The following is a 16,668-nucleotide window of genomic DNA, read 5'->3' as shown; positions in this document are numbered from 1 at the left end:
CTAATTGAAAGGGGGGTAATATTGTTCAAAAATGAATTAATTGATAACCAAAAATGGAAAGCCAACACGCACACATGACAGTTTATTTCTATTTGTTACACATTATTACCACATGTGATCAATTGTTACTAGCACACCTGAAAATCAAACAAAAATTATAATCATTACAACAAATAGCTATGGTCAAGCCTTACATTAAGTTGCTATTATTCGGCACCAACTTGCAACACGAACATTACATTATAAAAACAAATGAATAAGAGACTCAAATAGGCATGTACCATTCCGGCCTCCTCGCCCTGACTCATAATGCCGCTTTATTACTGGCAATGCTTTTTATCTATGACATGGCAACCAGCAGTTATCGTACTGAACTTAACTCATTTAAGGCCGCACCAACAGGCCTTGCTCTTGGGTTGATCGGCATCATCATCATGCTCTCTCCATGGGAGTATGCACCAGGAATAATCATTGATACTCGCTCTGTACTGCTTGGGATCTCAGGGCTTTTTTTCGGCGCAGTTCCTACTTTAATTGCTATGGCAATGACTGCAACATTGCGCCTTTTCCAAGGAGGGGAAGCCGCAATTGCTGGCGTTGCTGTTATTATATCTTCAGGCTCCTTAGGTATAATCTGGCACTATTCTCGTCAGCGTCCGTTATCAAAATTATCGGGCCGCGAAATTTATCTGTTTGGTATTATTATTCATGTCGTAATGCTGGCACTGATATTTATTTTACCCTGGGATATCGCGCTAAAAGTACTTTCCAACATTACCTTCCCTGTATTACTGCTCTTTCCTCTTATTACTGTCTTACTGGGCATGCTGTTTACGCGACGGCTTCAGCGTAAGCAAACCGCCGATGCCTTGCAAGAAAGTGAGTTCTTGTTTCGCTCCCAATTTGATTTAGGAAACATAGGGATTGCTATTACTAGCCCTGAAAAAAGCTGGCTTCGAGTAAACCCCCAGCTTTGTGAGCTGCTCGGCTACAGCCAGGAAGAACTGCTGCAGTTGACCTGGTCTGACTTAACTCATCCTGAAGACCTGTCGCATGATGTAGATAAGTTTGAACACATGCTAGCAGGCGATAATGACGGATATTCACTCGACAAACGCTTTATCCGCAAAGATGGTGAAACCGTTTATGCTCATATGACGGTTGCCTGCTACCGGGTCAGAGGGGAAGTCCAGTTTGCAATTGCTGGAATGTTAGACACTACCGAAAGTAAACATGCCGAAGCTAAATTACTGGCCAGTCAGGAGCAACTCATTTCCGTTTTAGCTGGCAGCGAGCTCGGGTTCTGGGACTGGAATATTGAAACCAACACTGTGCAAAGGAATGTATGCTGGGCAAACATTCTGGGGAACAGTTTCAAAGAGATACAAGCTGACTCGCACCTAAACCTTAACGATATACATCCCGATGATCGACAGGCAACTTGGCAATCCATTACAGCTCACTTGGAAGGCCGCAGCTCTCAGCACAAAATGGAATACCGCATACTCACCAAACAGGGAGAATATAAGTGGATCTTGGACTGTGCCAAAATTGTTAACTATGGGCAGGACGGGCGCCCGCTACGTATGTGTGGCACCCTTACCGATATAACAGACAAGAAAAAAGCTGAAGAACTTATCTGGCGTCAAGCGAACTTTGACTCCCTCACCGGGCTAGCTAACCGCCAAATGTTCCTTGATAGGCTGGAGCAGGAAAAGAACAAAGCAAACCGTACAGGCCAGCCTATGGCCTTGTTGTTCCTTGATCTTGATCGCTTTAAGGAAGTGAACGATACACTTGGCCATAATATGGGGGATCGACTGCTAAAAGATGTTGCGGAACGGCTACGCAACTCTGTACGGGAAACCGATACAGTAGCACGCCTAGGTGGGGATGAGTTTACCATAATCATCACAGAGCATAACCAACATGACATCGAACGCGTGGCAAAAGAAATCTTACGCAAGTTTTCTGCGCCTTTCTCGTTAGGTGCTGAAAATGTCTTTATTTCACCTAGTATAGGGATTTCTCTGTATCCGCGAGATGGAACGGATGCCGACGCCCTGCTTATGAATGCCGATCTAGCCATGTACACAGCAAAGGCTGATGGCCGTAACCGTTACTATTATTTTTCTGCATCAATGAAAGAAAAATCGCAGCACCAGCGCCTCTTGATTTCGCAGTAAAAAGATAACTTAATAAGTTATTATTTATAATTGAATTTATCCTATTTTTCATAGCTCTCAACGGTCGAAAAAGGGCTTAAATGTTTTTAACTAGAAAGAGATTTAGCTTAAGCCCTTTACCTAAACGGCAAATCATAATGATTATGCCGTTACACTGGTCATTTTTCTGATTGTGTTTGTTGCTCCAGTTCAGTTTCCGCCGACTCCGTAACCACATCCGGATCCAGCTTCAGCCAGGTGGTAAATAATTCATACCAAATTGCCAGGATCACTGCACCAAGGAATAAACCGATAATTCCCGCCGAGATCATACCGCCAATGGCACCGAACAAAATCACAGGCATCGGAATTGATACCCCTCGCCCCATCAATAACGGCTTCAAGAAGTTATCCGACAGCCCGGCGAGCAATACCCACACCGTAAATATCGTCGCCGGTGTTGTATCCTGAACCGAAAATACGTAAAGGATCACTGGCAATACCACCAATGTTGCCGGTAGCTGGGCGATACCAAAAATAAACACGATAAAGGTGAGCAGTGCAGCGGCAGGAACACCAAACACAAAGAATGCGGCCCCAACCAGCAAAGACTGAATGAATGCCACACCGACTACGCCGAGCAATACACTACGCACCGTTGCTGCCGTTAAATTAGCCCATTGTTCACCATGCTTACCGACTACCCGAACTGACACGGCCTGAACGGCTTTTGACATTGATTCCGCGTGCGCCATAAAACCGGCCGCAATCAATAATGAAATAATAAACATGACCATGGTTGCTAGGCTGCTACCCAAGAATCCGGCTACCGCTCCCACCGCCGCTTTTATTTCTTCGTTGTAGCGGGCAACCGCACTTTCCATATTGGACGCGAACAAGGCCCATACTTCATATAACTGCTCACCGATTAATGGGAGCTCGGCAACACGTTGCGTTGGCCCCGGGATTTTCACATCACCTTGTTGCAACACCTCCGTCAAATGCGCGACCCCATCATAGATAGACCCTGAGACCATCACAAAGGGGGTGACAAGCAAGGCTATCCCAATCAAGGCTAAAATTGTGGCAGCTAATCCCCGCTTGCCATTTAAAACATTGGCAAGTTTAATGGTCAGAGGCATTAACGCAACGGCGATAATCGCTCCCCATAAAACGGGGATAATGAAAGGTTTAATAATGTCGTAAGTCCAGACGAGCAGCACAAACAACAAACCAATCCGGATCGCAGACTCAACCATGTTATTGACAAAGATACTGCTTTGATGCTTTTCAATTTGTTTATCCATCGTTCTTTTCCTGATTACTTTGGCTGGCGCCAACCAGACTGGCCACAACAATGGCCATATAGAACACACCCGCTATCGCTTCTAGATAAACGATAACCTGGGCAACCGGTGAAATCGGGCTGATGTCGCCATAGCCCAGTGTCGTCAGAGTGACAAAGCTAAAGTAGGCGGCATTTGAGAAGTTCTCACCCCATGGTAATTGCACCATTCCCGTAAACGACTCTGCCGAAAACTCAAGGATCACCAAATAAGCTATCGCCCACATTAGCCCCAACAACAAAAACAAGGCCAATGAGCCAACGACCTTATTTGTGTCGATACTGCCAGTAAACAATATTTGCCGAGCAATCGATTTAAATGTGCCCCAAAAAAATGTAAACATTAGCGCTAGAATTAGTACATCAATTTGTCGGATCGGGAATATAGCCTTGGTTATCGACACCAGCCCCCAACAAATTGCAATCACCAGGAGAAACCTGTACCAGTGTTTGTCAAAACGCAGACTTACCAAGCAAACGACAAAATTTAAGACCGTTACACCTTGCAGTACTAGATCCAAAAAGCCAGTCATTAGTACCTGCTCCAGTGACGAGCTGATCAGCAAGATCACCAATGCTGCTGTCAGGTAATAGAAGTTATTCCTTTCACTGATTCTTTTGCCCATGCACTCGCCTCCTACCCGCTCAATTATGACAACCTAACTAGGCATAACTACTTCTGCTCTGTATCTTTCATGACCATGATGGACGCAGTGAGCCCGAACCGAAGATCAATGCCTTCAGGCAACTGCCTGAGCGAAATACGAACTGGAATACGTTGCGCCAGACGGATCCACTGAAACACCGGATTGACGTTTGGCAACAGGTTATAGCCAACGCTGCCGTCTTTCGGTGCTATCCCCCAGCCCAAGGAATCTACAACAGCCTCAATTGGCTGCTCTGGGTAGGCCATCAACGTCACTCTAGCCGCATCACCAATACGAATATTCTCCAACTGGCTTTCTCGGAAATAACCAAACACCCAGAAACTGTCGATATCAACCAATGCGATCAGCGGCTGGTTTGCCACAGCCTGTGTACCTTCTTTGATATCGAGATTAGAAACATAGCCATCGACAGATGCAAAAACCTGAGTAAAAGCCATATTCAGTTTAGCCGCATTGAGTTGTTGCTCTGAGACCTTGATTTGCAGTAGAGATTCTTCATAAGCTATCTGACGGCGAACGAGATCTTTGTGCGAAACTGCCCCTTTATCCCTCGCTCTTATATCTAGCAGTCGGTCATACTCAATCTTTTTGCCTCGAGAGCTGACAACGGCACGCTCCAATGAGACTTCAGCCTGGGAAAGTGCGACTTCATAGGTACTTGGATCAATCTGAAACAGCAGATCACCTTTCCGGACAAATTGGTTATCACTGACGGCAACATAGACGACGGGGCCTGATACCCGTGGGGCAACTTTGATCACATTGGCCCGAACCTGACCATTTCGAGTCCAGGGATTATTGAAGTACTCTTCATACTTTTGGTAGCCAAAGTAAATTGCACCGCCAATGATCAGGATGTTAAGCGCGATAACGAAGAGCTTTTTTATCGTTTTCATCTTCACACCTAAAATCGTAGGAAAAAGGCATCAATAGCCACAACATAGAGCAGCGTAATAGCCAGAAACGTCAACGAAGGAAATACAATCAACCGTGACAGCCGGGTTTTGTTCAAAATCCCCACAGAAACCCAGGTCGCTATTACGGCATAAATCACCACCAGCAAAAAAGGCGAGAAATACACATCACCAACAGCCAGTTCATGAGGCATCTCCATCATGGTTCCCCCTGTTGTTGGCCTGCTTCAGTGTCTTCTTTGTCCCCAAATGGCAACGTGGCTTTTGTCACTTGATCCGGCGAAAGCGGTGGTAAAATTGGGTGATCTAGCATGTCTCCCCAATCGGTTCTCGCCCGCATCTGCTCTGTTTGCTGCTTGTGTAAATACGGCTTACCCGAATTAGCTTCCCATCCCCCACCCAGGGATTTATAAAGTGCCACGACCTGATTGGCGACATTACCTTTTATCTGGGCATACGTGTCTTCGCTGCGGGTCATTTTCTCTACCGAGCTCAACAGCCTTTCGAACGTGATCTGGCCATTTTCATACTGTGTGAGCGAAATATTGAACGCGCGGAGAGACGCATTTACTGAGCTAAATGCCAGTGATTTCTGCAGTTGATTCAGCTGGTAAGCCTCAAGTGCATTACTCACTTCCTGCACAGCAAGCAGAACCCGTTTATTATAGTTAGTCAGCGCATCCTGAAAGCGAGCATCTTCAAGGCGGATATTATTTTCAACCCGGCCATATTGGAAAATATTCCAGGAAAAGGACGGCCCAAGTGACAGGGTTAGTGAATCGCTGAAACTAAAATCATTGCCAGCTTGAACGGTACTGTTAATGCCAATGGCACCAAACAGTGAAAACTTGGGGTATAGCTCTGTTTCAGCTACACCAATCTGAGCACTTTGGGCATGGGCCTGCAACTCAGCCAACTGCAAATCCGGACGGCGTAACACCAAAGACGCATCGACAGTGCTGCTGACTGATGGCGGATACGGGATCAATGAATATTGGTCATAACCACTCAGCTTCTGCTTCGATCGGCTAGCACCATATTTATCATCAAAGGCTTTTATCTTGGCATCGATTGCTGCAGATGCCAGTATTTGTTCAACCTCACTAGGCAACTTTCCCAGCAGCACAGCCAATGCATTGCGTGACTGCATCATACCTATCCTCAAGCCTGGCAGGGCTGATTTGGTGGTGTAGAGCTGGGTTTTAGCCTGCTGGACATCAAGCTCGGTAACATTGCCGGATTCAAACTGGATCTCGGTGATCTTGACTACCCGCGCCTGGATCTCAATATTGCGTTCGGACAGCAATACCCTTTCCTGAAAGGTGCGGTAGTTGACATAGTTCCGTGCCACCTCTGCCGTAATGCTCACCAAAATGTCATGGTAAGAGGCTATAGAGGCATACAGGCTAGCTTCTGCTGATTCAATACTTCTGGCATATTTACCCCAGACATCCAGTTCCCAACCGGCATCAAAACTTAAAGTAGCATTATCAAACGTATTTTCATTCTGATAGATTTTAGCCAAACTGCCTGACACGGTTTGTCGTTGCGGATAGCGAAAAGAGTCCGCCACACCGAGAGCAGCCCGGGCCTGTACGATCCTCAGCCCCGCAGATTCCAAGTCCAAGTTCTGAGCAGAGGCTTGCTCAACCAAACGGTCAAGCACAGGATCGTTAAATCGCATCCACCAACGTGCAGTCTTCCAGCCACTTTGCAAGCTATCTCCTCCCAACCAATTCTGCGGTAGAGTCGCGGTTTCCACCCCCTCAAAATCAGGACCGGAAACAGTGCACGCTGTTAGTATTCCAAAAGAGAACATAGCTATAAAAGCATTGGTAACTTTCAGCACTGCCCCCCCCCTAAAATCGACTCTGAGTTAATTGCTCCCAGTGAATCGCATCACTTGCGGCCTTAGATTTAACTAACGAGTCAAATATATTTTTTTTCAAGTTTAGAAAAATATAAAAACCTGCGATGTCTGATTTTGAATACTCAGACCATTCTATTTCTTCAAAGAAAACATCCAGCTTTTTTTCAAGAGCATGATAGCTTTCATTAGCACGAAGCAATACGCTGTCTTTATCATCTTCAATAAATTTACTGATATCTAAACACGCTAACTGCATGGCAATCTCAGGGATCACTGTATCTTTATGCGCTATTCTGGCTTTCGTCACCAATGAATTGCCTTGTAACCTAGATTCTGACTTTGTTAGCGTAATTAGATGATGGCAAAGTAATTCGCACTGCTGACAAAATGCCATGAGCTCTTCGGTCGATATTTTCTCATAGTTGGCAGCATTGACTTTACTGCCCCAAACCTTGAGCTTTTTTACTGTTACCTTCATTGTTGCCAAATGCCAGCCTAGCTTCCACCGGCTCCAGTACGAAGGTGTTACTTGTTGATAATAGGCAACAACCCCACAGACATGCCGAAAAAAACGCTCCCGCATGACGAGAAAAAGGTGCTCTGGACGTGATGAGAACGGAAAATAATAAGAGAAAACCACCATAAATACGACAAGGTAAAACAAGGTGACAATTGTTAAAATGATACCGAAGTGATACGTCATATCGTTATCAATACCTAAGGTAAACATCCCGATTAAAAAGAAAATGGTGATTGGGCCTTTGAATATATAAAAGCCGACAAAGGTGTAAATGAAGATAAATACAGCAAGTTCAGAGCCCAAAGACAACTGCGGCAAAATAAAGACATAAGCTGGCACTGAAAAAAGAAACCCTAAAGAAAATAGTATTAATAACAAGACAGGGTGAATAGGCAAATATGAGAGAATTGAGACGAATAAAGTACAGAAAACGACAAAATTATACCCCCCAGGTGGATTAAAAAATATCCAAATCGCGCCGGCAAACCAGTAGGTCAGTAACACTTTTAGCGCAGTCTTGGCATTTTCAGCATCCCACCAGTTAAATGCTGGAGGCTCGCCTGGCAACACGTCATGAAATGATATTCTGCCAGTCACCGAATCGATACAGCTTACCGTACTGATCAGGCAGGTTAACTTTTCATTAAGCTTACTAAACAAAAAGCCGGTTGTGATTGCTGTGCCCCGTCTCAGGTGGTCTGCCGTCTGAAGTTTGTCCATGTCATAGATAACAGACGTGCTCTCTCTTTGTAAACTCCCGTCTTTTTTTTCCCAAGCCTCGGGAATTTGTGTAAAAAGCTGCTTGATATCATCCACCAGGCGCTGGTAATTTTCGACATATTGATGCGACTGTGCCGACAACTGATCGTGGCTTTTCGCCGCGAACAGCAAGAGTTCAGTGATCTGGCGATAGTAAAACAGGGCGTAATCCCACTCTTTTTTATACGCTGAAATTTCACTGCACTCTGTACTGATGGTGCTGTAACGTGACTCAAATGCCTCTTGAGCGGCATACAATTTTGGGATCATACTAGAAACACTTTCCGGAGATGGATCCCCCTCTGGCTTGACCGATACAGGTGTCGAGGCAGCTTGAGACTCAGCCCCAGAAGTACTTCCCTTGTCTAATGCCGTTGTACTGATAAGCAAAAATAACTGATATTGAATTTCACCGAGTTCATCGGCTAACTGACGCAAATTTTGTTCAACCTGTGGCGGGAAAATAAACACGCCAACCAGGGTGTACACCACCACCCCAAAGACTGTCATGTAGGTTCGGTCAAGGCCATATAAAAACGCGCCTTCCGCATCCCCGCCATTAAACATCATCAGGATCATCACACCCGTGAGCATGAAAAGCGTCGGATCAGCAAGGTAAGCGCTGCGGATATAGAAAACGACAGTAACAGCAACCGACACTGAGAGCATATACAGCAACCGGTCCTGGGCAAAAAATCCGACTAAGACCAAACCAATGATCGCACCAGCAATCGTCCCGAGTACCCTGAGAGTGCCCTTCGCGAGCGACTCACGACGGCTACCAGTCGAGGCAATCAACATCACTGTTGTCGCCGCTGTCGAGGCTTGTGGCCACCCAAGGGCCATAGGGATCAGGTAAGCGAGGGTCAGGCTAATGGCAACTCGGGCAGCAAACTTAAACTTTTCGCTGAGGCAAAAGGGGAAAAGCCAATGACGAAACTGAAGGGATGAGATACCAGCGCCTGACGGCTGCACCGATTCTGTGCTTTCTTCAGCCATCGCCTACCCCCGCATATGTTCAGTCTTAAAGTCTATTTAGACTAGATAAATATAGCGTTATAAGCGAAGAAAGTGTCTTAGATATAACACCCTAGGGGTAGTTCGATTGAAGGGGTATGCATCAGAGTGGAAGTGACAGCGTCACGAACTATTCGTAACGCTGTTAAAGTGGGACTAGAGGTTAAGCGACGTCCTCTTTCGGTGCAGCAATGGTCTGCAGCCGCTCGATAGCATTCAAAAACAGTTTAACCGCAGGCAACATGCGGCTTTCATCAATATCAAAATCACCATTATGGTGGCCAGCGGTTAAGTCCGAGCCCACCAGGCAGTAAATTGCTTTCCCGCCATTGGCCTGTACCCGATCAACCAGGTAACCGGCATCTTCACTGGCTCCAAAGTCTTTCTCGCGCACTATCTCGGTAAAGCCGCTGTGTGGCGCTAGCTTGGCCAGTAACTCAACCATTTCAGGATCATTTTCCAGGCCTATTGCCTCACCCTGTGCTTTGATTTCAATCTTGACTCCATGCATCATCGCGGCAGCCTGGGCTATCTGTTCAGCCTGCTGATACATGTAGTTATTCAGCTCGCGGTTCTCGCCGCGGGTTTCCCCCATCAGCACCGCATTGGCCGGGATAACATTTCGCCCGTCACCAGCATGGAGCTGACCCACATTCAGGCGGGTCATACCATCACGGTGGCGAGGTATTGCCAGCATTTGAGTCACAGCCGTACATGCAGCAGCGAGTGCATTGCGGCCCGCATTAGGCTCGATGCCAGCATGGGCAGGTTTACCCGAGAAGTGTAAGTCGAACTTTGAACTGCACAAGAAGTGCTGCGGATCGCAAACCAATGTACCGCTCGGGACATTCATGCCGATGTGCGCAGCAAAGAAATAATCGACATCATCAAGCCAACCACTTTCGGCAATGGCTTTACCTGCACGGCAACCTTCTTCGGCAGGTTGAAAAAGGAGTTTTATTTTGCCGCAAAGTTTGTCTTTGTTTGCTGCCAGAGTTTCAGCAATTCCCAAGCCGATAGCCGCATGGGCATCATGCCCACAGGCATGGGCGACACCTGGGGCGAGTGAAGCGAAACCAAGAAAGCGTGGCCGGTGAGAGTCATCCTGACTCTCCATTACATCAACAGCATCGATATCAAAACGCAGGGCTATCACAGGTCCCGGACGGCCTGTATCCAATACGGCTCCGACACCAGTTACACCGTTCATTTGGGCTAGGTGCTCAAGCTCAGCTCCCCAGCTGATCGCACGCTCCTGGGCGCCGACAACATTGGCATCATCTCGCCCCATGATCGTGTCTCGTGCGATGATCGCGTCAGAGAAGTAAAGCTCATACCCCTGTGACTGCAACAAACCTGCAATCCGGCTGGTGGTAAAAAACTCGCACCAAGCCGATTCGGGATAGCGATGAAACTCACGACGATAGTTCATTAAACGCTGAGCTAGCATCTGTTCATCTACTGTTATATTTTTTACCACGTTTTCATCCTATCTGTTTACGGCAAACTGGCTAGGCTTAGTACCTAGTAGCCAGTTAACTCCATAAATCCTTGTCCTGAATGGCTCCCACTGACCCTGATTGGTCCTTCCCAGTATGAGAAGATAAAGGGTAGCCACTGCTCCTTGCGGACAACATCCACTTCTAGTTGTATCTGCTGTGTTGGTACATCTATGCGCCACTCAAGAGGAAACTCTTTTCCCTCGTGTGTCGCAAATGACATTGGGGTCAGCCTGAGATCCTCTGGCTGTAATAAGATTGTTTTGCCATTAGGCCAGCTCAATGAACCAAAATAATGCGGCTTGGCATCTTCTTCCCTGATCTGATAAACCATTAAGGCGCTACCATCATCTAGATGAATAGAAAACCAATCCCAGCCCTGCTGCTTCTGCGATAATCCTTCACTGCTCCATTCGCGATCATACCAACCATCACCTTTAACCTTATAGATCTTTCCATCCAGCTCTAAGCTGCCGTTAAGATTCAAAAAAGGTGCGCTGTAATAATAGGAAGCAATATCTTCTGTCGGGTGCTTCTTGCTATAACCATTCTCACCCTGAAATATTAATTCTCCGACATTGATAACATCAAGTTCAGCAGCCATATTTCCATCAGCAAACTCAAGCGTTCCCGGGAAAGGGCTATCTCCATGTGAGCGCCATGACCAGTTATCTAACCAGGCCCGGTAAGGGTTGGCCGTTACACCAGCCTGTCCTATACCTCCTCGGGCAAAACGCTCTGCATGCCATATTTTATCCTTGCTGGTAACCACTGTATGAGCCATGTACATCTGTGGACTTTTCCAGCCAACGCCAGGCTCTGCACTGGTTGCGAAGCGAAATAGTGTCCACTGTACCCCAAAGGATTCACCACTTTCAGATTCAAGGTTTGCCGTGAGGTACCACCACTCGGCCTTGAAACCAGGATGGCCCAGATGATCTTGTGGAAACACCCATTGTTTCCCCGGTACGACTGGCTCATAGCCTTCTTCTGCTTCCTGGCTGAGTATGTCAGCCGAGTTCGACCGGGTTTCGACCGGATCGCACCCCACTAGCGCTACTAGGCCCAACAGTACAATCATCCATCCACGGCGAGCTGTTTGATACAACATCAGAATGCCTCCCGTAGAGACAAGATGGCAGAACGTTTCACCAACCGCCACACCGGCCAGGCTCCTGCCACCAATAGCACAGCTAATGCTGAGCCTAAGGAAGTCAGGTATTCATACGGAAAATACTGCACGGGCATTGTCCAGCCAAAGGAGTATTTCAACACGACATCGATCAGCAACTGCGCCAATACCAGGCCCAATGGCAAAGCAATCACTGCCGTCAACAGCCCAATCATCAAGAGCTGCCCCCCGCCCAAGGCGGCTAATTCCCTTCCCGTCATTCCCATACACCGCAACAGCGCAAATTGACGCTGACGCGAGACTTCACCCGCGACAGTGGCAAAGAACAGACCGCAAACTGCGATAAACAACGTCAGTTTACCCAGGGTTGCCGTAACGATAAATGTGCGATCAAACACCCGCATTGCCTGCGCCATAAGCTCAACATTGTTACGTACCCGCTCTGGTGACAGGTGGAAGCGTTCGCCCATTTCTTTCATTACAGCCATGCTGTCAGTACCTGGATTGAGGTGAATAGCCAAGCCAACCTGGCCTTTGTACGGCCAATAATCCTGCCAGCGCTTGTGAGACAGAATAACCTGTCCATGAGGGTTTCCGTAATCGTAATAGACACCAGCAATCAACCAGCTCTTGTTCATTGGTGCTGGTAGCTCGATTTCATCACCAGGCTGCCAGCCCTGCTTCAGTGCCATTGACTCGCTAACGAGCACAGCCCGTTGGTGATGCAAACGCTGCCAGTAATCAGGTATAGCTACTTTTATCGACAGCGCCTGTTGCTCTTCCTTGGTTCCCCCAATACTGACAACCTGTAAGGTTCCTGCATCGGTGAGTACCTCTTTACGCCACTGCCACCACACCTGTTTTACTTCATCTTTACTGTCTAACCAACTGGCGATACGCGGTGCGACATTGAGTGAAGGGCGAACATAGATATCAGCGGCAAGCCGTTGGTCCAGCCAGACTTCCGTCGTATTACGGAAACTACCAACCATGGTTTCCATACCAATATTCGACGCCAATGCCAACATGAACGCCATTGCCGCTACCCCTCGGTAACTCAGGCTGGCTGCCGCATCGGAAAAGAACCAACGCAGCCGGGCCGAGCGTACAATTAAGCCTAAGCCCTGGAACAATTGCCACAATAAGAACGGCATACTCAAGGCAGAAGCGATCAAGATAAATGCTATCAGCACAAACCCTGCTAGCTGCCCATGTGGTAACTGGTATACCGCGGCGGCCGCACCAATGAACATACAGGAAAACAGTGCCTGCCAGGCAAACTCACGTCCGCTAAACCGTACCAGAGACATATGGGTTGATAGACGTGCGGGCTGGGTTTTGATCAGCCGGATCAGAGGCCAGCCACAGGCCAGCAAGCTGCCAAACAGTGCGATAGCCAATGACGCCAGACCCCATTGCCAATGCCAGCTCACCGATAAGCTCACATTGGCGCCATAGAGGCTATTCAGTGTTTCTGCCACAGAGGGCAATAACTGCTGAGCAAGCAGAAGGCCCAGTAAATTCCCGCCAACCAGGCCAAGGGCAATCCACACTAGCAACTCTAGCAATAACGCCTGCGCCAGCTGCGAGCCAGAAACACCCGCCTGGCGAAGCAACCCCACTAACGGCTGACGCTGAGACAGCGACAGTGACATCGCCTGATAAAAGATAAATAGGCCGACAACAAACGCTAGCATGCCCATTGCGAACAAGTTCAAGTGAAATGCATCAGTCAGAGGCTCAAGCGTTGCACTTTGATGGCGTTCCAATTTCAGGGCCGGAGGTAATTGATCGGCAAGTGCTGCAAGTTGTTGCGGCGTCATATTGCCGCATAAAATTGAGGTAAGGCCTGAGCCAGGATGCAGGTCGCGCACCAGCGACATATCTGCAATCATCCTTGGGCCACGAATTCTCTCTTCGTCCATAACCTTCAGCGGGCCAATCTGCTTTCCGTCTTCTAACGTTAGAAACTGGCCATCGACCACTCCCATATAGCTTGCTAGCTGTTCACCGACCATGATTGGGTATGGTGGCCGCATCAGCGACATCATCTGGCTTTGATTTTGGCTGGTAACCTGATCTTTAAAATTTGAAAACATTGCGATGGGATCGATACCGACAATATCAAAACCTCGGTTTTGGTCGGTGACGATTCTGTGTTGATCCATCGGTACACATTGGCTGAACCCTGCACGGCGTAGCTGAATATAGAAGCCCTGCGGGACCTTGATAGCGGGTTGGTTGTGACGAATGCGATATGGGAATGGGTTGGAAAACAGTTGCTCACCTTGGCGGTAACTCTCTCTCGCCTGTTGGTTAACACCCATCACGCCGACCAACAGGGCAATACCCAATGTCAGGCCTAGCCATACTAAGACAATCTGGAAGGGGTGGCGCTTATAGTGCCCCCAAAGCGCTTTAGCTACGGGGCTTGACATGTAACTGGCCTCCCTGAAGTCGAATACAGCCACTCATATGTGCTGCCACTTGTTTACTGTGTGTCACCAGCAACAATGTGCAATCAAGCTGACGCGTAAGATTAACAAGCAAACGTATTACCGCGCCGGCATTGCGCTCGTCAAGGCTTCCGGTTGGCTCATCGGCCAACAGGATATCTGGCTCCATATACAAAGCACGTGCGATAGCTGCTCTCTGTTGCTGCCCACCCGACATCTCTTCCGGATATCGCCCCAACAATGGCATGAGGTCAAGTGCCGAAATAATCTGGCGCCATAATTTTGGCTTTTCATCCAACCCTTTTAACTGCCGGCAGAAACGAATGTTATCGGCGGTGGTCAACGTGGGGAGTAAATTGAATTGTTGGAAGACGAGGCCAATATTGTTACGCCGAAAAGCAGTACGCTCACGCTCGGAAATAGCATGAATGGGCGTTTTTCCTAACCAAACCTCACCAGAATCTACAGTATCGAGACCTGCAATCAGATTTAACAAGGTACTTTTACCCGAACCACTTTCCCCCATAAGGGCCAACTGCTCACCTTGCTTTAGTTCCAGCTCTGCTCCTTGCAAGACAGAGTGATACTCACCGCCATCCTGATAGCCTTTGCAAAGCTCCACTAATCGTAACATCCAAATCCCCAAATATTTGTAGGTGTTTTCCGAATGTGAAATTTACAGCAAAGCCCGGACTCGAGAAAGTACTTTAAAAGTCTCATTAGGAAATTTAATACAACAGGTTACAAACCACCCACAATTTAAACAAACCACCTACATGACAATTACAATCGTCTGATAAATCAAGACACTTAGCTTGAGTAAGAATGCATTCACCCAACCTATTAAACAAACTCTGGAATGAAATATTTAACCGTCGCGCTTATGTTATTACTATTATTCTGCAACTAAGTTATTCATCCATGCACGGGATTTAAGGCGAATAATTGAAGCAACACTCTTCACAAGCTCCTCAAGCATTAACATCGCATAAATCCACTCTAATGGTAATTGTAAGACAAGTGCACAGAAAGCTGTAATCGGAATACCAATGAGCCATTGAGCTGCCATATCCTGGTAGAAACAAAAGCGAATATCTCCCCCAGCCCTCAAGACACCGACAATCATGGTCATTGGAATGCTTTTTACAACAACTGCCACGGCGTAGACCATAAAGAATCGCTCGGTTAACTCCCGAGTATCACCAGACAGTGCAGAGAATAAATCCAGTACGGTATCTTTCATCAACAACATGGTGATTGCCACCAGCACACTGCAGGCCAAGTTAAAAAATGACACCGCCCATGCCTGGTAATAAGCGGCTTCCATTTTATTTGCCCCTAGCTGGTTACCTATCATTACCGCCGACGCATTAGAGACACCAATTAATAAAGCCAGCGAGAATGACTCTATTGGGGTCATCACGGAGAGTGCCGCCAACCCCTGAACGCCAGCCTGGCCAATAATGGCATGATAAACAAAAATCCCCGCCGACCAAGCCAGGTGGTTGCAGGTTGTCGGTAACGATAATGAGAGGAATTGTTTTATTTTGCTCCAGTCAAACACCTCAACCAGTACCGTAAAGCGGAACGCCAGCAAGTGGTTACGGCTATGCAGGTAAGCATAAAGCAGGCTAACTTCAACCAAGCCACTGAGCACCGTCGCCCAGGCAGCACCAGCGATGCCCATCGCTGGCATCCCGAATTGACCAAAAATCAGTACCCAGTTAAGAAATATGTTCAGCCCGATACCAATAGCACTGAAAAAAGTACTCACACCGGGCTGATGCATAGCCCGCAAGCCAACAGCCATACTGCTGCCCCAGGCAACAGCGAACAGGCTAAAAGACGTGATCCTCAGGTAATGCGCCCCCAATTTGATCACCGCTTCCGACTGCGTCGCTAGCCCAACAACATGCTCAGGTAAAAACAGAAAAACACTGCCTGCCACCAGTGCCGCTAGCGTCGTCATCAGCACGGTTAAGGCCGTACTTTGCTTCACACCCTGTGGGTTTCCAGCCCCCCAATACTGAGCGGTTAGTAACGCCCCTCCGGTGGTTACCCCAAAGATCATTATCGTTGCCACAAACAGCGCTTTTCCGGCAATACCGATCGCAGCAACGTCAAGCTCACCCAGTTGCCCCAACATTAAAATGTCAACCAGGCTACGGCTGGAAAACAACATTGTCTGCAATGCAATGGGAAGTGCAATGAGCAACAAACGACGGACAAAATCGCCCCTGAAATGGAACAGAACCGGGTGGGACATAGATAACCTTGATATCAATAAAAAAAATATGGCAAAGACAGTTCGAATTTTATCCAC

General features: G+C 47.5%; 12 protein-coding genes. 1 reads left to right on the top strand and 11 read right to left on the bottom strand.

The features are described 5' to 3' along the window. Nucleotides 1-275: 275 nt before the first annotated feature. A complete protein-coding gene (locus AC51G0_RS08350) occupies nucleotides 276-2,186 on the top strand; it encodes a diguanylate cyclase domain-containing protein (RefSeq protein WP_496301587.1) in 1,911 nt (636 codons plus the stop codon). A 158-nt stretch (nucleotides 2,187-2,344) separates the two neighbouring features. Here AC51G0_RS08350 and AC51G0_RS08345 read toward each other — a convergent pair whose 3' ends face one another. The 11 genes from AC51G0_RS08345 to AC51G0_RS08295 form a co-directional block, all read right to left on the bottom strand. After that, the gene (locus AC51G0_RS08345) at nucleotides 2,345-3,472 is read right to left on the bottom strand and encodes an AI-2E family transporter (RefSeq protein WP_496301586.1); all 1,128 of its coding nucleotides are present in this window, start codon (nucleotides 3,470-3,472) and stop codon (nucleotides 2,345-2,347) included. Further along, entirely contained in the window at nucleotides 3,465-4,136 is a 672-nt protein-coding gene (locus tag AC51G0_RS08340) for a potassium channel family protein (RefSeq protein WP_496301585.1), read from the bottom strand. The genes AC51G0_RS08345 and AC51G0_RS08340 overlap by 8 nt, the downstream gene beginning before the upstream one ends. Nucleotides 4,137-4,183: 47 nt before the next feature. Next, a complete protein-coding gene (locus tag AC51G0_RS08335) occupies nucleotides 4,184-5,065 on the bottom strand; it encodes an HlyD family secretion protein (protein WP_496301902.1) in 882 nt (293 codons plus the stop codon). A gap of 17 nt (nucleotides 5,066-5,082) precedes the next feature. Further along, complete coding sequence (locus AC51G0_RS08330; RefSeq protein ID WP_496301901.1) at nucleotides 5,083-5,286, bottom strand: DUF1656 domain-containing protein; 204 nt, start codon at nucleotides 5,284-5,286, stop codon at nucleotides 5,083-5,085. Nucleotides 5,287-5,291: 5 nt separating this feature from the next. Further along, a complete protein-coding gene (locus tag AC51G0_RS08325; protein WP_496301900.1) occupies nucleotides 5,292-6,911 on the bottom strand; it encodes a TolC family protein in 1,620 nt (539 codons plus the stop codon). 40 nt (nucleotides 6,912-6,951) lie between these two features. After that, entirely contained in the window at nucleotides 6,952-9,240 is a 2,289-nt protein-coding gene (locus tag AC51G0_RS08320) for an FUSC family protein (RefSeq protein WP_496301584.1), read from the bottom strand. Nucleotides 9,241-9,421: 181 nt separating this feature from the next. Continuing rightward, nucleotides 9,422-10,738, bottom strand: coding sequence for an amidohydrolase (locus AC51G0_RS08315; protein WP_496301583.1), 1,317 nt, complete (start codon nucleotides 10,736-10,738; stop codon nucleotides 9,422-9,424). A gap of 44 nt (nucleotides 10,739-10,782) precedes the next feature. Further along, on the bottom strand, nucleotides 10,783-11,868 hold the full coding sequence (locus AC51G0_RS08310; RefSeq protein WP_496301582.1) for a lipocalin-like domain-containing protein: 1,086 nt from the start codon (nucleotides 11,866-11,868) through the stop codon (nucleotides 10,783-10,785). After that, nucleotides 11,868-14,327 carry an ABC transporter permease gene (locus AC51G0_RS08305; RefSeq protein ID WP_496301581.1) on the bottom strand — a complete coding sequence of 820 codons (2,460 nt, stop codon included), beginning with the start codon at nucleotides 14,325-14,327 and terminating at the stop codon, nucleotides 11,868-11,870. Before AC51G0_RS08305 ends, AC51G0_RS08310 begins: the two co-directional genes overlap by 1 nt. Continuing rightward, complete coding sequence (locus AC51G0_RS08300) at nucleotides 14,308-14,979, bottom strand: ABC transporter ATP-binding protein (protein ID WP_496301580.1); 672 nt, start codon at nucleotides 14,977-14,979, stop codon at nucleotides 14,308-14,310. Before AC51G0_RS08300 ends, AC51G0_RS08305 begins: the two co-directional genes overlap by 20 nt. Before the next feature lie 261 nt (nucleotides 14,980-15,240). Continuing rightward, on the bottom strand, nucleotides 15,241-16,611 hold the full coding sequence (locus AC51G0_RS08295; protein ID WP_496301579.1) for an MATE family efflux transporter: 1,371 nt from the start codon (nucleotides 16,609-16,611) through the stop codon (nucleotides 15,241-15,243). Nucleotides 16,612-16,668 lie beyond the last annotated feature (57 nt).

The organism is Photobacterium sp. HL06 (genome assembly GCF_059552575.1).
Note: the sequence above shows the minus strand (reverse complement) of the source record. Positions and strands in the feature narration are given on the sequence as shown.